At 47.5% G+C, this 21,605-nt stretch carries 22 protein-coding genes; 21 read left to right on the top strand and 1 reads right to left on the bottom strand.

What is annotated here, in order from left to right; all coding sequences use genetic code 11:
• Positions 1-224: 224 nt before the first annotated feature.
• From L9W92_RS06860 to L9W92_RS06760, 21 genes are all read left to right on the top strand, one after another.
• Positions 225-1,382 carry a 1-deoxy-D-xylulose-5-phosphate reductoisomerase gene (locus L9W92_RS06860; RefSeq protein ID WP_240083004.1) on the top strand — a complete coding sequence of 386 codons (1,158 nt, stop codon included), beginning with the start codon at positions 225-227 and terminating at the stop codon, positions 1,380-1,382.
• Positions 1,383-1,499: 117 nt separating this feature from the next.
• Positions 1,500-2,540: an RIP metalloprotease RseP gene (gene rseP / locus L9W92_RS06855; RefSeq protein ID WP_240083003.1), complete on the top strand. Its 1,041-nt coding sequence runs from the start codon at positions 1,500-1,502 to the stop codon at positions 2,538-2,540.
• Positions 2,541-2,542: 2 nt separating this feature from the next.
• Positions 2,543-3,592, top strand: a complete 1,050-nt coding sequence (gene ispG / locus L9W92_RS06850) for a flavodoxin-dependent (E)-4-hydroxy-3-methylbut-2-enyl-diphosphate synthase (RefSeq protein ID WP_282442312.1) — start codon at positions 2,543-2,545, stop codon at positions 3,590-3,592.
• A 105-nt stretch (positions 3,593-3,697) separates the two neighbouring features.
• Positions 3,698-5,410: a proline--tRNA ligase gene (locus tag L9W92_RS06845; protein ID WP_240083001.1), complete on the top strand. Its 1,713-nt coding sequence runs from the start codon at positions 3,698-3,700 to the stop codon at positions 5,408-5,410.
• A gap of 2 nt (positions 5,411-5,412) precedes the next feature.
• Positions 5,413-6,558, top strand: coding sequence for an MGDG synthase family glycosyltransferase (locus L9W92_RS06840; protein WP_240083000.1), 1,146 nt, complete (start codon positions 5,413-5,415; stop codon positions 6,556-6,558).
• A 164-nt stretch (positions 6,559-6,722) separates the two neighbouring features.
• Positions 6,723-7,184, top strand: a complete 462-nt coding sequence (gene rimP, locus L9W92_RS06835; RefSeq protein ID WP_240082999.1) for a ribosome maturation factor RimP — start codon at positions 6,723-6,725, stop codon at positions 7,182-7,184.
• Positions 7,185-7,205: 21 nt separating this feature from the next.
• A complete protein-coding gene (nusA, locus tag L9W92_RS06830) occupies positions 7,206-8,288 on the top strand; it encodes a transcription termination factor NusA (protein WP_240082998.1) in 1,083 nt (360 codons plus the stop codon).
• Positions 8,289-8,309: 21 nt separating this feature from the next.
• Entirely contained in the window at positions 8,310-8,588 is a 279-nt protein-coding gene (gene rnpM, locus L9W92_RS06825; protein WP_240082997.1) for an RNase P modulator RnpM, read from the top strand.
• Positions 8,589-8,735: 147 nt separating this feature from the next.
• On the top strand, positions 8,736-11,645 hold the full coding sequence (gene infB / locus L9W92_RS06820; protein WP_240082996.1) for a translation initiation factor IF-2: 2,910 nt from the start codon (positions 8,736-8,738) through the stop codon (positions 11,643-11,645).
• 57 nt (positions 11,646-11,702) lie between these two features.
• The gene (gene rbfA, locus L9W92_RS06815) at positions 11,703-12,062 is read left to right on the top strand and encodes a 30S ribosome-binding factor RbfA (RefSeq protein ID WP_240082995.1); all 360 of its coding nucleotides are present in this window, start codon (positions 11,703-11,705) and stop codon (positions 12,060-12,062) included.
• The gene (locus L9W92_RS06810) at positions 12,055-13,032 is read left to right on the top strand and encodes a DHH family phosphoesterase (protein ID WP_240082994.1); all 978 of its coding nucleotides are present in this window, start codon (positions 12,055-12,057) and stop codon (positions 13,030-13,032) included. Before rbfA ends, L9W92_RS06810 begins: the two co-directional genes overlap by 8 nt.
• Before the next feature lies 1 nt (position 13,033).
• Positions 13,034-13,972, top strand: a complete 939-nt coding sequence (gene truB / locus L9W92_RS06805) for a tRNA pseudouridine(55) synthase TruB (RefSeq protein WP_240082993.1) — start codon at positions 13,034-13,036, stop codon at positions 13,970-13,972.
• Between the two features lie 218 nt (positions 13,973-14,190).
• Positions 14,191-15,120: a bifunctional riboflavin kinase/FAD synthetase gene (locus L9W92_RS06800; protein ID WP_240082992.1), complete on the top strand. Its 930-nt coding sequence runs from the start codon at positions 14,191-14,193 to the stop codon at positions 15,118-15,120.
• 112 nt (positions 15,121-15,232) lie between these two features.
• Positions 15,233-15,460, top strand: coding sequence for a hypothetical protein (locus tag L9W92_RS06795; RefSeq protein WP_240082991.1), 228 nt, complete (start codon positions 15,233-15,235; stop codon positions 15,458-15,460).
• A gap of 12 nt (positions 15,461-15,472) precedes the next feature.
• Positions 15,473-15,694, top strand: coding sequence for a hypothetical protein (locus L9W92_RS06790; protein WP_240082990.1), 222 nt, complete (start codon positions 15,473-15,475; stop codon positions 15,692-15,694).
• Between the two features lie 86 nt (positions 15,695-15,780).
• Positions 15,781-16,050, top strand: coding sequence for a 30S ribosomal protein S15 (gene rpsO / locus L9W92_RS06785; RefSeq protein ID WP_240082989.1), 270 nt, complete (start codon positions 15,781-15,783; stop codon positions 16,048-16,050).
• A 152-nt stretch (positions 16,051-16,202) separates the two neighbouring features.
• Positions 16,203-18,428 (top strand): polyribonucleotide nucleotidyltransferase, encoded by a 2,226-nt coding sequence (locus tag L9W92_RS06780; protein ID WP_240082988.1) that lies wholly within the window; start codon positions 16,203-16,205, stop codon positions 18,426-18,428.
• 292 nt (positions 18,429-18,720) lie between these two features.
• On the top strand, positions 18,721-20,004 hold the full coding sequence (locus L9W92_RS06775) for a M16 family metallopeptidase (RefSeq protein ID WP_240082987.1): 1,284 nt from the start codon (positions 18,721-18,723) through the stop codon (positions 20,002-20,004).
• Between the two features lie 83 nt (positions 20,005-20,087).
• Positions 20,088-20,564, top strand: a complete 477-nt coding sequence (dut, locus tag L9W92_RS06770; protein ID WP_240082986.1) for a dUTP diphosphatase — start codon at positions 20,088-20,090, stop codon at positions 20,562-20,564.
• Positions 20,565-20,696: 132 nt separating this feature from the next.
• Positions 20,697-21,032: a hypothetical protein gene (locus tag L9W92_RS06765; protein ID WP_240082985.1), complete on the top strand. Its 336-nt coding sequence runs from the start codon at positions 20,697-20,699 to the stop codon at positions 21,030-21,032.
• 48 nt (positions 21,033-21,080) lie between these two features.
• Entirely contained in the window at positions 21,081-21,350 is a 270-nt protein-coding gene (locus tag L9W92_RS06760; protein ID WP_240082984.1) for a YlmC/YmxH family sporulation protein, read from the top strand.
• A gap of 90 nt (positions 21,351-21,440) precedes the next feature.
• On the opposite strand, the gene L9W92_RS06755 is transcribed toward L9W92_RS06760, so the two are convergent.
• Positions 21,441-21,590 (bottom strand): Hsp20/alpha crystallin family protein, encoded by a 150-nt coding sequence (locus L9W92_RS06755; RefSeq protein WP_240082983.1) that lies wholly within the window; start codon positions 21,588-21,590, stop codon positions 21,441-21,443.
• Positions 21,591-21,605: the final 15 nt, after the last annotated feature.

Genomic DNA, 21,605 nt, shown 5'->3' with positions numbered 1-21,605 from the left:
GCATAACTTATTCAGTAGCCAGTAGCCAGAATAAGAGAACAGTGTATTGTCTTTGAATTATTCTGAGTGCTGACTACTGAACACCAGATATTAACTACTAAGGAGTCAGAAGTCAGCATTCAGGGGTCAGAATAAAAAAACAGCTTATCGTTTTTTGAAATCTTTAAATTCTGATTACTGACTACTGCATTCTGAGTACTTGAATATTATTATTGGAGTCTGACATGAAAAGAGTTGTTATCCTGGGCAGCACAGGGTCAATTGGCCGGCAGGCACTTGAAGTTATCCGTCAGTTGCCTGACCGGTTTAAAGTAGTAGGTTTGGCGGCGGGTAAGCACTGGCAGCTCCTTGCCGGGCAAATCAGAGAGTTCCGGCCGGATGCCGTTGTATTGGAAAGAGAACAAGAGCTTAATAATTTACGCGATGAGCTCGTTTGGAGCGGGATTCCGGATTTGGCCTGGGGAAGGTCCGGGCTGGAAAACCTGGCCATGCTGCCGCAAGCTGACATCGTCCTGGTTGCGGTTACCGGGGCGCTTGGTATATATCCGACTATTGCCGCGATTAGCGCAGGCAAGGATGTCGCATTGGCTAACAAGGAAACCTTGGTGGCTGCCGGACATCTGGTTATAGAGTTGGCTGCGCAAAAGAAGTCGGCTTTGTTGCCGGTTGACAGCGAACATTCAGCGATTTGGCAGTGTCTTAACGGTCAAGAGCGAGGGGCTGTGGAAAAAATTATTTTAACAGCTTCTGGCGGACCGTTTCGTAATTTCAGTAAAGAACAGCTGGATAATGTAACTGTTGATATGGCGCTTTCTCATCCAAACTGGCAAATGGGCAATAAAATTACTATTGATTCAGCCACTTTAATGAATAAAGGGCTCGAGATTATTGAAGCAAAATGGTTATTTGGGGTAAGCTACGAACAAATAGAAGTGGTTATACATCCTCAGAGCATTATTCATTCAGCAGTTGAATTTTCGGACGGGTCGGTTATAGCCCAGATGGGGCAGCCGGATATGCGGCTGCCTATACAGTACGCCCTGACTTATCCGGAGCGACTGCCGGGCTGTTGTTCCAGGCTTAAATTGACTCGTTTGCAAGAATTGACTTTTGAAGAGCCGGATATAGAGAGGTTCCCTTCCTTAAAGCTTGCCTTTGAGGCCGGGAAAACAGGGGGGACCTTGCCCGCTGTGCTTAATGCCGCCAACGAGGTAGCTGTCAATTCTTTTTTGGAAAAAAGAATTCCTTTCCAGGCAATTCCCTTTATCGTGGGTGAAGTGATGGAAAAGCATCTGACGGCAAAACAGCCTGGTTTGGAAGAAATTATGGAGGCTGACTCTTGGGCCAGGGAAACTGGGGCCGCATTAATCAGAACCTTGTAACCGCTCAGTGGTCATGAGTCAGAATGAGTGAATGGTTTATCGCCTGGAAATATTCTGGATACTGACTGCTGAATTCTGAATGCTTGATTCCAATGATAATGCAAGGTGGTGTGTTTGTTGCTGACTTTTATCGCTTCGGTATTTGTGTTTGGCATGCTGGTTATTTTCCACGAGTTCGGTCACTTTAGTATTGCCAAACTGGTTGGCATAAAGGTTCATGAATTCAGCCTGGGCTTTGGGCCGAAGCTGTTTGGTATCCCTAAAGGGGAAACTTCCTACAACCTGCGGGCATTACCCCTGGGTGGTTTCGTGCGTATGGCCGGGATGGACCCGAATGAGGAGGAAGCTGATGATGAGCGCGGATTTAATAAAAAAACCGTGGGGCAACGTGTCGCTGTTATTTTTGCCGGGCCGCTGATGAATTTTATTCTGGCGGTGGCTTTGTGGGCTTTTGTCTTTATGTTTCAAGGTATACAGGTTGGAACAACTGAGATCGAAGCAGTCATTCCCGGTTCCCCAGCTGAAAAAGCCGGTATTGTCGCAGGAGATAAAATTGTGGCTGTTAACGGAGAATACTTGGAATGGGAGAAAATTGTCACCAGGATAAGTGAGCGACCGGAAGAAAGAATCGCTGTGACTATATCGCGGGATGGTATTGAAAAACAGTATGATATAGATACTTATAGAGATGAGAACGGCCAGGGGAAAATTGGCGTCAAGTCGGTTTACAGCTACCGTAAAATGGGTTTGATACCGTCTCTGGCACTGGGATTAGAGACGACTGGAAGGATTACAGTCACTATCCTTGACTTCATTGCTAAAATGATTTTCGGGCAAGTGCCGGCGGAACTCGGCGGACCGGTGCGGGTGGTCAGTGAAATTGGCAAGGCGGCGCAGGTTGGTTTTTTCTTCCTGCTGGAGCTTTCAGCTTTTTTAAGTATTAACTTAGGTTTGTTTAACCTCTTTCCGATCCCGGCACTGGACGGCAGCCGGATTCTGTTTCTGGCCTGGGAAAAGATTGGCGGCCGGCCGGTAGACCCGGTAAAAGAAAATTACATTCACCTGGTAGGTCTCGGGCTGCTGCTGCTGTTGATGGTGGTTATTACTTATAATGATATTCTCCAGTTATATATATTCAACCAGGCGCCGGGGCAATAATGATGAAAAGAAGACTTACAAAACCTGTTTTTGTCGGCAAGGTACAGGTGGGCGGCGGGGCGCCGGTAAGTGTGCAGTCCATGACGAACACCGACACCAGGGATATTCCCGCCACCATTTCTCAGATCAATGAACTGGCGGCCGGAGGTTGCCAGATAATCCGGGTCGCTGTGCCTGACCGGGAAGCGGCGGAGGCATTGCCTCTTATTCTAAAAGAGATTAATATACCGCTGATCGCTGATATTCACTTTGATTACCGGCTGGCTCTTGCGGCGATCGGAGCGGGTGTCGACGGACTCAGAATAAACCCGGGTAATATCGGCGGGCGTGAGAAAGTTAAGGAAGTGGTGGCGGCGGCTAGGGAGAGGAATGTGCCTATCCGCATTGGAGTAAACGCCGGCTCGCTGGAAAAAGAACTGCTTGCGCGGGATGGCGGAGTAACCGCGGCGGCGATGGTTGAAAGCGCCGTGCGCCACATAAAAATGCTTGAAGAATTAAATTATACCAGTATTAAAGTATCTTTGAAAGCTTCTGACATCCCTTTGATGCTGGAGTCATACCGCCTGCTGGCGGGTTTGACGGACTATCCTTTTCACATCGGGGTTACTGAGGCCGGTACCATCCGTTACGGGACCATAAAGTCCGCTGTGGGCATCGGCATATTATTGAATGAAGGCATCGGCGATACTATTAGAGTATCTTTGACCGGGGATCCCCGCCACGAAGTGAGGGCCGGTCTTGACATCTTAAAGTCGCTGGGGATCCGCAAGCGGGGTGTGGAGCTTATCTCCTGTCCCACATGCGGACGTACCCAGATCGAACTGGTAAAGATCGCGGAGGAAGTGGAGGAAAAACTTCAAGGCTTGGACAAGCCGCTAAAAGTGGCGGTAATGGGATGCATGGTTAACGGCCCGGGCGAGGCCAGGGAGGCTGATATCGGCATTGCCGGCGGTAAAGGAGTGGGAATTATTTTCCGTAAAGGGAAAGTTATCCGGAAAGTAGTAGAAGCAAAGCTTGTCGAAGAATTGTTGAAAGAGGTAGAATTGCTGTAATATTCAGGAGTCAGGAATCAGGAGTCAGAATGAGAGAATGGTTTATTGTCTTTAAATATTCTGAATTCTGACTCCTTGAAAGAAAATACTGTCTGGAGGAGTTTTATGCGAACGACAGAGTTATTTGCACCTACATTAAGAGAAGTGCCTGCGGAAGCGGAAGTAGTCAGCCACCAGCTGTTACTGCGGGCCGGTTTTATCCGCCGGGAAGCGGCAGGGGTATACACATACCTGCCGCTGGCCCTGCGTGTGTTAAAAAAGATTAATCAGATCATCCGGGAGGAAATGGACCGCCAGGGCGGGCAGGAGTTGCAGATGCCGATTATCCAATCCGCAGAGCTGTGGCAGGAGTCAGGCCGCTGGGACGTGTACGGACCGGAACTTTTCCGTTTAAAGGACCGGCATGACCGGGATTTTGCCCTTGGTCCCACACATGAAGAAATAATTACCGCGCTGGTGCGGGGTGAGGTAAGCTCTTACAAGCAACTGCCACTTTTACTATACCAGATTCAAAATAAATACCGGGATGAGCGGCGGCCGCGTTTTGGTTTGCTGCGCGGCCGGGAGTTTATCATGAAAGATCTTTATTCATTCGACCGGGATGAGCATGGTTTGCAGGTGAGTTATCAAAAAATGCACGACGCCTATACCCAGGTATTCCGGCGGTGCGGATTGCGCTTTAGACCAGTAGAAGCTGATTCCGGAGCAATTGGAGGCAGTGATACCCATGAGTTTATGGTACTGGCCGATTCCGGGGAAGCTACCATCCTATTTTGTGAAAAGGAAGCATGCGGGTATGCCGCCAATGTGGAAAAGGCCGCGCAGCCCAATGTCACAGCCAAACCCTGCGAGGACTTGAAACAGCTTGCCGAGGTGCCGACTCCCGGCGCCCATACAGTGGAAGAGGTCGCTGATTTTTTACATGTGCCGCCGCAAAAGATCATAAAAACACTTCTATATGAAACGGAAAAAGAAGTTGTCGCGGTGTTGGTCAGAGGTGACCGTGACGTCAATGAGATTAAGCTGTCAAACGCTTTGCATTGCTTGCATTTGAAGCTGGCCGGGGCAGCCACGGTACAGAACATAACCGGCGCGCGGGTTGGATTTGCCGGGCCGGTAAATCTGAAAAGCGTAAGAATAATCGCGGATTTGGAAATCTCCGCATTGACCAACGCTGTTACCGGGGCAAATAAGGATGACGCTCATTTGATTAATGTTAACCCGGTTCGTGATTTTAACGTTGATATCGTCAGTGATATCAGGATGGTGCAGGCCGGTGAACCTTGCCCCCGGTGCGGTTCGACGCTGAAAGAGGCAAAGGGGATTGAAGTAGGCCAGATTTTTAAGCTGGGGGATAAGTATAGCAAGGTATTGGGAGCCACTTACCTTGATGAGAGCGGCCTAAAAAAGGCGATTATAATGGGTTGCTACGGTATTGGCGTTACCCGGACGATGGCTGCCGCCATTGAGCAAAACCATGATCAAGACGGGATTATCTGGCCGGTTGCCATAGCGCCGTTTCACGCTGTAGTCGTACCGGTGAGCGTCAAGGATGAAAAACAGACGGCCATGGCGGAAGAAACCTACGACCGGCTTGTTAAGGCGGGGATTGAAACAGTGATTGATGACCGGCCTGAACGCGCCGGGGTCAAATTCAAGGACGCTGACCTGATTGGCTACCCTTTGCGGATTACCGTCGGGGCGAAGGCTGTGGCGAATGAGCAAGTCGAGGTCCGGGTGCGTAAAACCGGTGAAGTGGTGATGATTCCTGTTAATAAGGTGGAAAGTTCTGTGATAAAGCTTTTGGGACAATTGTAATTATGTTAAAAAAAATACTTGTTTTATCAGTTACCGTTGGTAACGGGCATATGCGGGCGGCTGAAGCTATTAAAAAAGCAGCCGGTAACCTTTATCCGGAAACAGAAGTATCCATTCTGGACACTTTCCGCTATGCCAGTCCTTTTCTGGAAAAAGTAGTCTTAGGCACGTATATGGAAATTCTGAAAATGAGTCCGGTTGTATACGGTTACTTGTACCGACAGGCGGAGAAAGGGCAGCCTTTATCAGGACGCGGTAAGCTCGAATTCAACCGTATCTTAAACCTGCTGGTTGCGCCCAAGCTGGTGAAGTATATCAAGGATTTTCAACCGGAAGTAATAGTTTGCACGCATCCTTTCCCAGTGGGGATTATGTCTCACATGAAAAAGAAAGGTATGTTTACGGGACCTGTTTTGGCGGCTATCACGGATTTTACCATACATTCTTTTTGGATATTCCCGGGAGTGGATTATTACCTGATCGGCGACGAGCAATTACAGCCTGAATGTGCGGCGTTCGGGATTAAGCCGGAAAATGTGCGGGCTACCGGGATACCGATAGATCCGGCTTTCGAAAGGAAATATAATAAGAAGGAATTACGGGAAAAGCTCGGGTTGAATCCTGAACTCCCGTCGATATTAGTTGCGGGCGGCGGACTGGGCATGGGAAACCTGGAGTCTGCCATGAAAACGTTGGGAGAGTCTTTTGATGATTGCCAGCTGATGGTTGTTGCCGGTACTAATGACCTACTTAAGGAAAGGCTGGTAAAGCTCGCGCCTGACATGTCCTGTGCAGTAAAGATTTACGGCTACGTCAACAACATCCATGAGTTAATGGCGGCGGCGGACTTGCTGATCGGCAAGCCGGGCGGTTTGTCTTGCGCGGAGGCAATGGCGATGGGCCTGCCTGTATTTATTATTGATCCGCTGCCGGGTCAGGAAGAAAGAAACGCGCAATTCCTGGCGGGGGCGGGGGCAGGGTTGAGGGTTGACGAAAGGAATCTGGCCGGACAGGTTAAATCGTACTTGCAAGATGCCGGCCGCCTGGAAATAATGACCCGGTCCGCCATCACCCTAGGTAAACCTAGGGCGGCGAGTGACGCCGTTAGTATTATGGAGGAGGCTGTTGCAAACAGCCTAAAAAGATAGCCCTTGTCAACAAATGTCTTTTATGATATAGTAGTACCGGTAACAGTGCGTCAGCAACGTATTATTTTTTGGTCTTTTCAAAGAGTGGGTAATTCCCACTCTTTCGTCTTATCACGCAGTCAAAGGTTATATTCGCAAACAGTGGATAATTAGGAGGGTTTCTGGTGGCGAGTCTTCAAGTTGTGAAACTGGTCGAACAGATAGCTTTACCAATCGTTCAGGAGGCTGATCTGGAACTGGTGGATGTTGAGTTCTTAAAAGAAGGCGGCCGTTGGTATCTGCGAATTTTTATTGATAAACCTGAGGGAATCAGCCACGAGGATTGCCGTTTTGTTTCCGAGAGAATCGACAGGTTGCTTGATGAAAAGGTGCCAATTTCGCATTCTTATACATTGGAGGTGTCTTCACCCGGTATTGATAGACTTATAAAAAAGGTTGAAGATTATACCCGGTTTAGGGGGAGAAATATTGTTATTGCCACTTTTGCACCTATTAACGGCCGGAAGAAGTTTAGCGGCCGTCTTGCGGGCACACGCATGGGCGACGTGGTGATTGATATGGATGGCGCGGAATTATTTATTCCCTTGGAACAGATTGCATCGGCGCGGCTGGCAGGGGTACTTTGAGCTTGAGGGGGGGGAAGTAGGATGAATATAGAATTTTTAGAGGCCTTAAGAGATTTGGAGAAGGAGAAGGGCATCGCGGTAGATGTTTTGCTGGAAGCTATTGAAGCGGCTTTGCAATCTGCCTATAAACGGAATTTTGGCTCTCTGCAAAATGCCCGGATCCATATTGAGCGCGAGACCGGAGATTTTAAAGTTTATACCCAGCGCTCGGTAACAGAGTCGGTGGAAGACCCGCGTCTGGAGATTGATTTGGAGGAAGCGCAAAGAATAAACCCCAATTATCAGGTGGGCGATATTGTTGAGGCTGAAGTTACCCCGAGAAATTTTGGCCGCATAGCCGCACAAACAGCGAAGCAGGTGGTAGTGCAACGAATTCGCGAGGCGGAAAGAAATATTGTTTTTGAGGAGTTCGTAAATCGCGAGGGAGAAATAGTCACAGGCACAGTGCAGCGGTTTGAACAAAAAAATGTATTGATTGAGCTGGGTAAAACGGAAGCTATCTTAATGCCTTCAGAGCAGATGCCGGGTGAAGATTACCGGCACGGTGAAAGAATCAAGGTGTATATCGTCGAGGTGAGAAAAACAACCAAAGGGCCTCAAATCATGGTTTCACGTACCCATCCCGGTTTATTGAAGCGCCTTTTCGAATTGGAGGTTCCTGAATTGCAGGAAGGTATTGTGGAGCTTAAAGCGATTGCGCGTGAAGCGGGTGCCCGCTCGAAGATAGCTGTATATTCAAAAGATGAGAATGTCGACCCGGTGGGGGCTTGTGTCGGTCCAAAGGGGATGAGAGTTCAGAACATTGTCAATGAACTGAATGGTGAGAAGGTTGATATTATTAAATGGAACCCGGACCCGTCAAAGTTTGTTGCCAGTTCCCTAAGTCCGGCAAAAGTGATGGCTGTTGAAGTATGGGATGAGGAAAAAATAGCCAGGGTAATTGTACCGGATTACCAACTATCCTTGGCAATCGGCAAAGAAGGACAGAATGCGCGTCTGGCGGCAAAACTGACCAGCTGGAAGATAGATATTAAGAGTGAGTCACAAATGCAGGAAATATATTCTGAGGAATGCGGTGAAGTTTACAAAAGTCCGGATGAATAGTATAAATAGGAGGTAGGGGCGGTGCCTAGGGTAAAAAAAATACCCCAAAGGATGTGTGTCGGTTGCCAGGAAATGAAACCTAAAAGAAAGTTGATCCGGCTGGTGCGTACACCTGATGATACAATTGAGATTGATCTTACTGGAAAACGCTCCGGACGTGGCGCTTATATCTGTCCTGGTGAAGATTGTTTTAAAAAAGCAGTTAAGGGGAAGAAACTTGAAAAGGCTTTGAAAAGCCCAATATCCTCCGAAGTTTTTGACGCCCTGGCAAAGGAATTAATGAAAGTTAGCGGCCATTAAGTGGATATAAAAGATTCTAGCATTATTTATTGTTGTGCGGAGTTGGAAACGGGTGAGTATCCGTAAAGTATCCCTGTCTCGGTAAACATTTGATAGTTGAAAGGGGAGATGTAGTTCGTACAAGATATATATCATGGAGGTGAGCATATGGTGAAAAAACGGGTGCATGAAATAGCAAAAGAACTTAACATAGAAAGCAGGGAAATAATTAATAAATTGAGCGGTATGGGAGTAAACGTTAAATCTCATATGAGCGCGCTGGAGGATAATGATGTTGAACGTTTACTGAAGTTATACAAAAAAGAAACTCCAGAGGTTGGGAAAACAGTGCTCGAGCCGGCACCTGCCGTATCTCAGAAGCAAAAGGTGGAGAACAAGAGCGAGTCTTTAGCTGCAGATTTTAGAAAGACCCGGAAAACGGGAGGGCAGCAGATTGAGCAAAAAAAAGGCGGCAAGGCCCCGGAGGCTAACTATTACCGTGGTCCTGGCTTAGTTGACCGTGTTCCTTCCCGTCCACCGGACAGGCGTTTCGAAGAAAAACCGGTGCCGGGAGAAAAAACTTTGCAAAGAAGAATTGAGGGTCAGCAAAAAAATAACCAGGGTGTAAGAGGTAAAGCTGTTGAAGGGCATAGGGATCGTCAAGCATTCGACAGTCCTCAACAAAACAGGTTTCAGCCAACCCAGCCACAGGGTGGTAGACCCGATGGCGGGCGTCCGGAAAAGTCTTCACAAGATCGCATGCAAAACAGACGGCCGCAAATGGAAGGCGGCCGCCAGGAGCGCCCAATGCAGGGTAAACAACAGCAAAACCGGCCTCCTCAAGATAAAAATCCGGCCCCCCGTTATGATCGCCACAAAACAGGGCCGGGCCGGTCTGTCGACAATAGACAGCAGGGAGCGCCCAGACCGGCTGGTGCAACCGGTTCCCCGGGTGCTAGACCACAGCGATGGAATGAGCGAGGTGCCAGACCGGCCGGTCAGCCAGAGGCAAGACAGAAACCGTTTGAACGACCCGTTCAGGCCGGCGCCGGCCAAGGCGCCAGGACGAAAACAGACTCAACAATGGCGGCGAGGCCGCAGGGGCGGTACGATAATAAAGGCGCTGATAGACCAAAGACTCAGGATAAACCAAAGTCGCAGATTGGGCGACTGAATAGTAAGGGGCGTTATGATAAACGTTCTGTGAGCTTGGATAATACTGACGAAAAACTGCGTTCAAGGACTGCTGCAGGTCCGCGTAAAAAAGGAGCCGTTAAAACCCAGGAAAGTCGCCCGGTTGGGCCGGCTCAACCGGTAGAAAAGAAACCCGTAGTAATAGGTGAATCAATAACAGTACAAGAATTGGCTTTAAAGATCCACAAAAGCCCGGCTGAGCTGATCAAAAAACTGATGCAGCTTGGTGTGATGGCAACAATAAATCAGGAGATTGACAGCGATACCGCAAGCTTGCTGGCCGTGGAATTCGGATATGAGGTTGAGGTTAAGCTTCCGGTTGATCTGGAAGCGTTGCTGATGCAGGAACCGGAAGAGGATGCTGAACAGTTAAATCCAAGACCTTGTATCGTTACTGTGATGGGACATGTCGATCATGGCAAGACTTCTCTGTTAGACGCCATCAGACAGACCAATGTGACTGCCACAGAGGCCGGCGGGATTACTCAACATATTGGTGCCTATCAGGTTGAGCATGGTGGAAAGAAAATCACTTTTGTAGACACGCCGGGACATGAAGCTTTTACGGCTATGCGGGCGCGTGGCGCACAGGTCACCGATATTGCCATCCTGGTAGTTGCGGCTGAAGACGGGGTAATGCCTCAAACCATAGAGGCGATAAATCACGCCAAAGAGGCGGAAGTGCCGATTATTGTGGCCATTAACAAGATGGATAAACCCGGAGCCAACCCTGATCGGGTCAAACAGGAGCTTACTGAACAAGGATTGATAGCCGAGGAGTGGGGCGGGGATACTATCTGTGTTAATGTTTCAGCCGTCAAACGTGAAGGGTTGAAAGACCTTCTGGAAATGATCCTGCTGGTGGCTGAAATGAAAGAATTAAAGGCCAACCCTGAGCGTCCGGCCAGGGGAACAGTGATAGAGGCGGAACTTGATAAAGGTCGCGGTCCGGTAGCCACCGTGCTGGTGCAAAACGGTACTCTGAAGATTGGCGACAACATTATTGCCGGTTCCGCCATCGGGCGGGTACGCGCCATGATTGACGATAAAGGGCGTCGTGTAAAAAAAGCCGGGCCTTCCATGCCGGTTGAGGTATTGGGTTTTTCGGAAACACCGATGGCGGGCGACGTGTTTATTGTTGTCCAGGATGAGAAGCTTGCCAGAAGCATTGTTTCACGCAGACAGATAAAGAAAAGGGAAGAAGAGTTAAAAACCACCACCAGGGTGTCCTTGGACGACTTATTTAAGCGCATCCAGGAAGGCCAGATTAAAGAACTGGGCATTATCGTCAAAGCGGATGTGCAGGGTTCGGTTGAAGCTTTGCGGCAGGCGCTGGAGCGGTTAAATACCGGAGAGGTGAAGGTTAACATTATCCATGGCGGAGTAGGCGCCATTTCTGAAACTGATATCATGCTGGCGTCGGCATCTAACGCCATCATATTGGGATTCAACGTGCGTCCGGATGTAAACGCCAGGAAAGCTGCGGAGAATGAGAAGGTTGACGTACGGCTGTACAGGGTTATATACGAGGCCATAGAAGACGTTAAGGCGGCCATGAGCGGCTTGCTTGAGCCGGAATATAAAGAAGTGGCTCTGGGCAGGGCGGAAATAAGGAAGATATTCAGGGCTTCAAAAATAGGTACTATAGCGGGCTGCTATGTTATGGAAGGCAAGATAGAAAGGGATGCCGGCGTTCGGCTGGTGCGCGACGGCATAGTAATTCATGAGGGTAAATTAAATTCTCTAAAGCGGTTTAAAGACGACGTGAAAGAAGTATTGCAAGGATACGAGTGCGGCCTTGCTTTTGAAAAATTCAATGAGATGCAAGAGGGAGACGTTGTTGAGGCATTTACCGTTGAAGCTGTTAAAAGGGAACTCGCTTAAATGTAGATAGTCAAAGTTATATATAATCACTAACCTCTTACTAGGAGGTGTTAGGCAATGTCTTTCCGTTCTGAACGTTTAGCGGAAGCTATAAAAAAGGAAGTTTCTGATTTGCTGAGGGATGAAATAAAAGATCCGCGGATAGGTTTCGTCAGCATAACTGCAGTAAAAGTATCAAAGGATTTACGTTATGCTGATATTTTTGCCAGCGTTTACGGAGAGCCCGCCGCTCAAAAGGCTTCTATGGAAGCGCTCGCGAAAGCGCAGGGATTTGTCAGAAGTGAGTTGGGCAAGCGAATCCGGCTCCGTTACACTCCGGAGATCGCTTTTAAACTAGATCAATCAATAGGGCAGGGCGCGCGCTTAATTAAGCTTATGGAAGAAGTCCGGGAGAAAGGTGGCCCCTCCGATGAATAAGCTTGAGGTGATTGCCCGGGCCATCAGCAACGTAAAGCATGCGTTGATATGCGGTCATATCATGCCCGACGGTGACTGCCTCGGATCGGTACTGGCATTAGCGATGATATTGAGACAGCTTGGCAAACAAGCAACCGTTGCCGGTCCCGATCCTATTCCTGAGATATATGAGTTTTTACCGGGCATCCAGGATTACCGGGTCGGCAGCCCGCCGGAAGGCGCTTACGACACGCTAATTGCTTTGGATTGTCCCGTAACGGAAAGATTGGGTAGCGGTTACCGGGATTTGCCCGGGCGTGATTTGACTGTAATTAATATAGATCATCATGCCAGCACAAATTCTTACGGTACATACAGGTATATTGACCCTCAGGCGGCGGCGGTCGGAGAAATCATATTTGACTTGCTGCAGTTAATGAAAGTTAATATTTCTTTAGACATGGCAATTTGTTTGTATACGGCGATAGTTACAGATACCGGTTCATTTCAATATGAGAGTACCACCCCCAATACACATAGGCGAGCGGCTCATTTAATTGAAATGGGCGTACCATTTTCCCGGATAAACGTTCTTCTTTATGAAGAAAAATCGCGGGTTTCTCAGCTTTTATTAAGCGCAGCGTTGAAAACCCTCTCATTTAGCGATTGCGGCCGAGTAGCCTGGATGATTATCACCCGTGACATGCTGCGGGACACCGGGGCGAAAGATGAACATACGGAAGGAATTGTGAACTACGCCCGGTCAATTAAAGGCGTTGAAGTGGGATTGCTCTTTCATGAGCTGCCGGACGGCAAATATAAAATTAGTTTCCGATCAAAAAAAACGGTGGACGTTAACCGCCTGGCATCTTTTCTGGGTGGCGGGGGTCATTTGCGCGCCGCTGGCTGTGAAATCGCGGGAAAGATTAGTACAATTGAAAAAGAGGTGGTTGCGGCGGCAGTTCATGCAGCCGGAGGAGCGGGATTGTGATATGAATGGGATAATCAACGTGCTGAAACCTCCCGGGATGACCTCTCACGATGTGGTTGATTTTATCCGCCGCACATTTAAAATAAATAAGGTGGGACATACCGGAACGCTGGACCCCGGAGCAGCCGGGGTGCTGGTTGTTTGCCTGGGCCGTGCCACCCGCGCGGCCCGGTTTATTGCCGGGGACGATAAAGAGTACCGCGCGGAGATTACTTTTGGTACCGTAACTTCCACAGGGGACTCCTTTGGTGAAGTAATAGGCGAGTGTGACGCTTCATATTTGACCGCGGAAAGCGTTAAAGCATCACTGCCGGTTTTTACCGGGGAGATTAGCCAGGTGCCGCCGATGGTATCCGCGCTAAAGTGGCATGGGAAAAAGCTGTACGAACTGGCCAGAGCAGGTTTGACGGTCGAACGCCGGGCACGGGCGGTCACCATTAATAAGCTTGATTATATTGACGGCGCCGGTTGGGGTGGGCCTAAACCGGTGGCGCTGGTGCACTTAACCTGCTCCAAGGGAACATATGTCCGGACACTGTGTGAGGATATCGGCGATCACCTGGGATGCGGCGCTCATATGTCTTTTTTGGTGCGCACAAGAGCAGGCGTTTTTGAAATTGCTGATTCATGCACGCTGGAAGATATTAAGTCATTTGCTGCTGTAGGGAAAGCAGGTAATAATGCTTCTAATATCATTATTCCTGTGGAAGAAGCTTTATTAGGATTACCGCCTGTTAGAGTAAAGAGCGCGGCGGTTGCAGCGGTCAGTTCGGGCTCAAAGCTTTTTTTACCTGGAGTGGCTGAATTGCCTGACGGGTTGACCGAAGGTGTTCTTGTTCGCCTGCAAGGCCCGGAGGGGTTGTTAGCGGTAGCTGAGACCGGCTATGATCCGGCAGATCCGAGCAGGTTAGTATTTAAAACCGTTTGTGTGCTTGTATAATTATATTATATAAGGTAATCGTTGCTAGCGCTGCTAGGTAACACTAATGGTGCAGCTAACGAAAATATGGAAGTACTAATCAGGAGTCAGGAGTCAGGAGTCGGAATGAGAGATGGTTTATCGTCTTGAAGCATTCTGAATTTACGACTGCTGAATCTGAATGCCTGAATAATTAATATACGACCGAACCGGTTCCGTTCAGGCAGGAGGTTGTTAACTTGCATGTTTACCGCCATTGGCATGGCTTAAAGTATAAACATAAAAAGCTGGTAGTTGGAATGGGGAACTTCGACGGTGTGCATATCGGCCACCAAAAACTGATTTCTGAAATAGTGAGTATGGCCAATGAAATTTGTGGTACACCGGCTGTCTTTACTTTTCATCCTCATCCACTGGCTGTCTTGTACCCGGATAATTGTCCTCCGTTGCTGCTATCACATGAAGCGAAACAGGCGTTTATAGCCAAACTAAACGTAGAAGTATTGTTGCTGGTACCTTTCGACCTTGAATTTGCCAAGCTTTCACCGGAAGATTTTATCAAGACAGTGCTGCATGAAGAACTGGGGGCCAGTGGGGTTGTAGTTGGATATAATTATACTTTCGGACACTATGGCCGGGGAACGCCGGACTTACTGGAAGAACAAGCTTCTAAATACAACTACCAGCTGCGTGTGGTTCCTCCGGTAATAGTTGAAGGTCAGGTAGTCAGCAGTTCCCTGATTAGGGAGTTGTTAATGAAAGGCCAGGTGGTTGAGTCAGCCAAATTTCTAGGGTATTATCCGTTTATCGAGGGGCAGGTCGTAACGGGGGAAAGGCGTGGCGGCTCTCTTGGTTTTCCTACCGCCAACCTGAATATAGATCGAAAAATGCTGGTTCCTGCGGATGGTGTTTATTCGGTTAAGGTTTATGTAGACGGTGAAACCTATCTTGGCGTGGCAAATATCGGCGTCAAGCCGACATTTCAAGGTAACGCAAGGAATATTGAAGTGCATTTGCTGGATTTTTACCAGGATCTCTATGGGAAGAATATCAAAGTGAAATTTATCAGGCGGTTAAGAGGGGAAAAAAAATTTCCGACATCAACCGACCTGGTTAAACAAATAGAGCAAGATATTATGGAAACCCGGGCGGGGGTCGAAAGCAAATGAATAAAAAATAACGATTTTCAATATAATTTTATGGGCAGCGTTTACATAAGCGTTTGATTTGTGCTACAATTATCGCGTTAAACGTCCCGTATCATGAGAGGAGGCGTTAACCTTGACTGTGCCAAAGTTCGATTCTCCCGAGGAGGAGATTAAAAAGTGGCTCAATTATATCGCTCTGATTTGCCTGAGCGAGGAATTCCAGTCTCTGAAAAAAGAGCTGGAGTGCATTTACAACCAGTCAAACATTGAGAATGTCCGGTTAACAGCCTTCCAGGATGCCCTATATGCCTTTCTCGCGCAAGAGGGAGAAGAACGAATGTACCAATCTAACGCGTATTAGAGTGTAAACAGGATGAAGGTTATTATTACGGAACACGCCCGCAAGCGATTACGGGATATGAGACAGGATAGAATCACTATAGCGGACATCATTAACGCTGCCAGCGGCATACCAGGACGCATACCGACGGCTACCAGATTCCGTGGTTTTTTAGCTAAGCCTGGCAGAGTGTTTGATATTGTTGCCAAAGATATACCAGGCGGCCGCCTGGTCATAACAATAATCGGGAAGTAGCCTTCCCGAAGAACTGCAGGCTAGGTAACATGTTCTCCGGCGGTTGACTTGGCCGGCAGCGATTTCCCAAAAAGGAGGTGAACAGCATGGCTTTGACTACTGAAGACAAGCAATCCATTATATCCCAACATAAGCTTCACGATAACGACACTGGTTCCCCGGAAGTACAGGTTGCTATTTTGACGGAAAGGATTAACAACCTTACCGGTCACTTGCAGTTGCATAAAGGTGACCACCACTCACGCCGTGGTTTGTTTAAGATGGTTGGCCAAAGAAGGGCCTTGCTAAACTATCTGCGTGACCGGCATTTTGATCGATATCGTTCACTTATCGAAAAACTTGGTTTAAGAAAGTAGCGATGTTTTTGAAGCGGGCTAATTCACCCGCTTCTTCGTCATATGCGGGGGTTTGTGTATTTTATTCTACCCCGAAAGGAAATAATATTAAGAATGTCGAAGATATATTTTGTTAAATGTTTCATGTCTGTTACGGGAGGTATTGCTACTCAATGTTAAATAACCAAGTTTTAATTAAAGAAATTCTCGTCGGTGGTCGCCCGATGATCTTAGAAACCGGCAGGCTGGCAAAACAAGCGAGTGGTTCTGTTTTTGTCCGTTACGGGGATACCACCGTCCTGGTAACCGCTACTATGGCAGGCCACCTCAGGGCAGGGATTGATTTCTTTCCACTTACGGTGGATTATGAGGAAAGGTTTTACGCTGTGGGAAAGATACCGGGCGGTTTCATAAAAAGAGAGAGCCGTCCCAGTGAGAAGGCCGTTCTTTCCGGACGATTGATCGACCGGCCAATCCGCCCCCTGTTCCCTAAAGAAATGCGCAACGAGGTCCAGGTTATCGCCACAATAATGTCCGTGGACCAGGACCACGCACCGGAAATAGCCGCCATGATCGGCGCTTCAGCGGCGTTGCACATCTCGGAAATCCCTATTAAATACCCGATTGGCGGTGTTATTGTCGGCCGGGTGGACGGGCAGTTTATAATCAACCCTGTTTTAGCCCAGAACGAAAAAAGTGAAATGCACCTGGTGGTTGCCGGTACCGGAGACGCGGTAATGATGGTAGAGGCGGGTGCCCGTGAGATTCCGGAAGCGGTCATGCTGGAAGCGATATCTTTCGGACATGACGCTGTGAAAGAAATCGTTAGCTTTATTGAGGAATTTCGTGATGAAGCCCTGGCTTTAGGGCTGGCCAGGGAAAAAGTAACGCCTGTCATGTCCGAACCAGGGCCTGACATTATAGAAGCGGTAACCGGGAAGGCCGGGGAAAAACTTGAGGTTGCCCTCCGGCGGTGCGTAAACGAAAGACTTATTAAGCAAGCCCGTGAATCATATTTGGATGATGTTAAGAACGAATTGGTGGAGCAATTTATCGAAACCTTTCCGGAACAAGAAAATTCAATACGAACGGTTATTGACGCAGTTGAAAAGAAAATCGTACGCAGTATGATCACATCAGAAGGAGCGCGTATTGACGGACGGGCGATTACAGAGGTGCGCCCGATATCCGTTGAAGTGGGCGTTTTACCAAGACCCCACGGGTCCGGGCTTTTTACCAGGGGACAAACTCAAATCCTTTCAGCGGTAACCCTGGGAACAATTTCGGATGAGCAAATCCTGGACGGTCTAGGTGTGGAAGAATCCAAGCGATTTATGCATCATTATAATTTCCCGCCTTTCAGCGTGGGTGAGACCCGGCCGATCAGGTCTCCAGGCCGCAGGGAAATCGGACATGGAGCACTGGCAGAAAGGGCGCTTGCCGCGGTTATACCGAATGAAGAAGAATTTCCCTATACCATTCGCCTTGTTTCCGAAGCTCTTGAATCAAATGGTTCCACCTCAATGGGAAGCGTATGCGGCAGTTGTTTGGCTTTAATGGACGCAGGAGTGCCGATTAAAGCGCCGGTTGCCGGTGTTGCCATGGGTCTGATTAAAGAAGGCGATAAACTCGCTGTACTTACTGATATCCAGGGATTTGAGGATCACCTTGGTGACATGGACTTTAAAGTCGCGGGTACTGCCAAGGGGATTACAGCCCTCCAAATGGATATCAAAATCGCCGGTATTACCCGGGAAGTGTTCGAGCAAGCCCTGGCGCAGGCACATGAGGGTCGTATGCATATTTTAAATAAAATGCTTGAGGTTATTCCCGCTCCCAGACCGGAACTGTCGCCGCATGCCCCGCGTATTATCCATACCACGATTGACCCGGATAAGATACGTGACGTAATTGGGCCGGGTGGTAAGATTATTAAAAAAATCGTTGAGGAAACCGGTGCTGATATAGATATAGAAGATGATGGCCGGGTGTTTATTGCGTCTGTTGACCAGGAAAAGGGTAAAATAGCCCTGCAAATTATCGAATCATTGACAAAGGAAATCCAGGCCGGTGAAATTTATAACGGGCGTGTTACCAAGGTGATGGATTTTGGTTGTTTTGTTGAGATTATCCCGGGAGTTCTGGGGCTGCCGGGTAAAGAAGGCCTTGTTCATATTTCCCAGCTTGAACACCACAGGGTAAATAAGGTTGAGGATGTTGTCAAAGAAGGGGATATGATTCTGGTTAAAACTATTGGATATGATAATCAAGGCCGGTTGAAGCTGTCAAAGAAAGATGTTGTGCCTGCGCCGGCAGGAAAGGTCGCCAAGGACGACCGGGAAAGGTCTCGCGACCGGGGACCGCGGCCGCCAAGACGCCGTGAATTCGGCCGTGGTTAGCAAGACATTATCCTGATTGAGTAATAGCAGCTTGTTTTTTATTATGGATGTGTTTTTCTTTTGGGTAGTAGCATTACTAACACCTCGAATTAGAGGTTTTTTTTTATTTTAATAATAATGCTATGGGACGCATAGGATTTGTTAAGCAGTATCAGTAAATAATCAGAAAAGAAATTGGGAAACCTGATAAGGGAGATTATAAAGCTTTTCAATATATATAGTTCTAATTTAAAGGAATTAGAGCAAATATCACGAATATGTTTCAGGATGTATTTATATAGGAGGTTCCTTTATGTTCCATAAGGTTACTCTTGACAACAATATACATATTCTTTTGGAGCAAGTTCCCCATGTTCGTTCGGTGGCTCTGGGCTTTTGGGTTGATGTGGGTTCGCGTTATGAAAGCTCTGAGAACAACGGTATATCGCACTTTATTGAGCATTTGCTTTTTAAAGGGACTGAAAGGCGAACAGCCAAGCAGATTGCCGAGACCCTTGATGCGGTAGGCGGGCAGCTGAACGCGTTTACTACCAAGGAATATACTTGTTATTACGCCAGGGTTCTTGATGAATATTTTGACCTTGCCGTGGACCTATTGAGCGATATGCTATTTTACTCTAAATTTGCGCCGGATGATATCGACCGCGAGAGAAATGTCATCGTCGAAGAGATTAAAATGTACGAAGATGCTCCGGATGAGTTGGTACACGATATTTTTGCCGGTTCAATGTGGCAGGGACATGCTCTCGGCAGGCCGATTATCGGAACTGCCGAGGTGATAGAGCAGATTTCGAGGGATAAAATAGTTGAGTTTTATAATACCCATTATAAACCGGGAAATCTGGTAGTAACAGCTGCAGGCAATATAGATAAAGATGAGGTAATCAATAAACTTCGTCCAGTGCTGGAAACAAGAAAAGGTTATTTGCCGGCACGCGACATAATTGCTCCCGCGCCAAAGCGGGATGTGGTTTGCCGCAGCAAAGAAACTGAACAAGTGCACTTGTGCATTGGTACTCCCGGCTTAAGCCTGGAAAATGAGAAAACTTACACTTTCCAGGTGCTTAACACTATTCTTGGCGGAGGCTTGAGTTCGAGATTGTTTCAGGAGATCAGGGAGCAGCGCGGGCTTGTTTATTCAGTTTACTCTTATCATAGCTCATACCACGATACCGGTCTTTTTTGTATCTATGCCGGTCTGAGCAAGCAAAACGTAGATGAGGTATTAGAGCTAATATTTAAACAAGTGGAAGATATCAGGTTAAATAGCGTTAAATCCGAAGAACTTCAGCGGGCAAAAGACCAATTAAAGGGTAATCTGCTCTTGAGCTTGGAGAATGTCAGCACACGGATGAGCAGATTGGGAAAATCTCAACTTTATCTGGGGAAGGTTATCCCCCCGGAGGAGGTTGTAGAAAAAATAAACAAAGTAACGATAGCTGATATTCAGGAATTAGCCGCAGAAATGTTAAAGCCCGGGGATTTTTCCATGGCGACTATCGGGCCTTGGACGGACTGTGGTAACATGGAAAAAATGTTGTCAAGGTATGGAAGTCAATTGAGGCGTGAAACATAGATTGATTCAGCGAACCAGAATAGTTTAACGAATATTAATCCTCCGACGAGGAGGATTTTAAATTTGCCGGCGATAAGTTTTCCATGGAGGTATTTATGAGCTTTTCCATAACCGTAAAAGTAAAAAAAGTGTCTGAAAAAATAGGCGACACCATACCGTTTCCGCACTATGCCACGACAGGCTCAGCGGGGTTGGACTTACCGGCTTGCCTGGATGAACCTTTGGTGGTGCCCCCCGGCGCCAGAATGAAAATCCCGACAGGCATTGCCATTGAAATCCCGTTTAAACACATTGTTGGCCTGGTTTTTCCCAGAAGTGGCTTAGCTACCAAGCATGGTATTTCTCTTGCAAATGCTGTCGGGGTTATTGACAGCGACTACAAAGGAGAAATAATTGTGGCTGTTTACAATCAATCTATTAGTGAATACATAGTCAATCCGGGAGAAAGAGTTGCTCAACTGCTTTTCTTGCCGGTATATAATGCCGTCCTTGAACCTGTGGAAGAGCTTGAGGAAAGTGGTCGTGGCGAAGGTGGTTTTGGCTCCACCGGCAAAGTGTGAAATTTAGGTAGTCAAGAGTCAGAATGAGAAAACATTATGGTCTTGAAGTATTCTGACTACTGAATTCTGAGTACCTGTCTTTTTTATCATATTCCCGGCATGTCCTAAATAGATTATTACGGGGGTGGGACTATGCTAAATGGGTTATTATTCGGTACGGTTGTATTGTTGCTGGTAGTTTTTTCTGTCCGCGAAAGAGTTAAACAGCAGAGATACAGGGAAAAAGACTGGGGAGTAATTGGTGAAAGCAAATCCAGTCCACTTTCAAAAGCGCTAACCAACCTTATCGGAGTTGCTGGGGGTATCTATCTTTCACTTGTGTTGATATGTACCTTTGTTGAGCTGCAATTACCGGCGAGAGTGCATTTAGGACATTACAGCCTGGAGCCGTTGGCTGCAATTTCAATTATTATGGCTTTAGCTCAGCCTTATATCCTGAAGGTGATCCAGGCATGGCGAAAAATTTAACAATCAAATTGTCAATATATAAATTAAATTTCGCAAGGGGTGGTTAATATGAGATTGGGTGAGCTCGTCGGTAAAGAAATAGTAAATATTTATAACGGCGCGCGATTGGGTGTGGTAGATGAATCTGACATGGATATAGATATCGATACCGGTGAGATTCGTTCAATAATTCTGCCAAGGAAGAATAACATTATAAATCTGTGGATAGACAAGCCGAAGTTGATAATACCCTGGGAAGCTGTGAGAAAAATCGGCGCTGAAGTTATCATTGTAGAGCTGGATCAGACTAACCCGGCTTTTCAGCGCTATTCGTATTAGTATCCACGCAAGCTTAGTATAAATTAACATAAAACAGGAGGGGATACCGCCACCCCCTCCTGTTTTATGTTAATTTATACTAAGCTAGATTTACTTTACCTTCCGCCTCGTAGCCATATCCGATTTGGGTGCGCGGATTTCCAGGATGCCGTTGGAATATGTCGCTTCTACCTGCCCTGGAAACAAATTATTACCATATACTTTAAAATAAGCGCCCAAATTTTTTTGCTTATCTGTCATCTTTACAACCTGCTT

The organism is Pelotomaculum terephthalicicum JT, assembly GCF_022410535.1.
Lineage (GTDB): Bacteria > Bacillota > Desulfotomaculia > Desulfotomaculales > Pelotomaculaceae > Pelotomaculum_D > Pelotomaculum_D terephthalicicum.
This window is presented reverse-complemented; position numbering and strand designations above follow the sequence as displayed.

Bases quoted from the DNA above. Each gene is read 5' to 3' on its own strand.
- L9W92_RS06860 (WP_240083004.1), top strand. From the start codon at position 225: ATGAAAAGAGTTGTTATCCTGGGCAGCACAGGGTCAATTGGCCGGCAG.
- dut (WP_240082986.1), top strand. From the start codon at position 20,088: ATGGAGGTATTTATGAGCTTTTCCATAACCGTAAAAGTAAAAAAAGTG.
- L9W92_RS06775 (WP_240082987.1), top strand. From the start codon at position 18,721: ATGTTCCATAAGGTTACTCTTGACAACAATATACATATTCTTTTGGAG.
- L9W92_RS06790 (WP_240082990.1), top strand. From the start codon at position 15,473: ATGAAGGTTATTATTACGGAACACGCCCGCAAGCGATTACGGGATATG.
- L9W92_RS06760 (WP_240082984.1), top strand. From the start codon at position 21,081: ATGAGATTGGGTGAGCTCGTCGGTAAAGAAATAGTAAATATTTATAAC.
- L9W92_RS06845 (WP_240083001.1), top strand. From the start codon at position 3,698: ATGCGAACGACAGAGTTATTTGCACCTACATTAAGAGAAGTGCCTGCG.
- L9W92_RS06755 (WP_240082983.1), bottom strand. From the start codon at position 21,590: ATGACAGATAAGCAAAAAAATTTGGGCGCTTATTTTAAAGTATATGGT.
- nusA (WP_240082998.1), top strand. From the start codon at position 7,206: ATGAATATAGAATTTTTAGAGGCCTTAAGAGATTTGGAGAAGGAGAAG.
- rbfA (WP_240082995.1), top strand. From the start codon at position 11,703: ATGTCTTTCCGTTCTGAACGTTTAGCGGAAGCTATAAAAAAGGAAGTT.
- L9W92_RS06840 (WP_240083000.1), top strand. From the start codon at position 5,413: ATGTTAAAAAAAATACTTGTTTTATCAGTTACCGTTGGTAACGGGCAT.
- infB (WP_240082996.1), top strand. From the start codon at position 8,736: ATGGTGAAAAAACGGGTGCATGAAATAGCAAAAGAACTTAACATAGAA.
- truB (WP_240082993.1), top strand. From the start codon at position 13,034: ATGAATGGGATAATCAACGTGCTGAAACCTCCCGGGATGACCTCTCAC.
- L9W92_RS06780 (WP_240082988.1), top strand. From the start codon at position 16,203: ATGTTAAATAACCAAGTTTTAATTAAAGAAATTCTCGTCGGTGGTCGC.
- L9W92_RS06765 (WP_240082985.1), top strand. From the start codon at position 20,697: ATGCTAAATGGGTTATTATTCGGTACGGTTGTATTGTTGCTGGTAGTT.
- rpsO (WP_240082989.1), top strand. From the start codon at position 15,781: ATGGCTTTGACTACTGAAGACAAGCAATCCATTATATCCCAACATAAG.
- ispG (WP_282442312.1), top strand. From the start codon at position 2,543: ATGAAAAGAAGACTTACAAAACCTGTTTTTGTCGGCAAGGTACAGGTG.
- L9W92_RS06810 (WP_240082994.1), top strand. From the start codon at position 12,055: ATGAATAAGCTTGAGGTGATTGCCCGGGCCATCAGCAACGTAAAGCAT.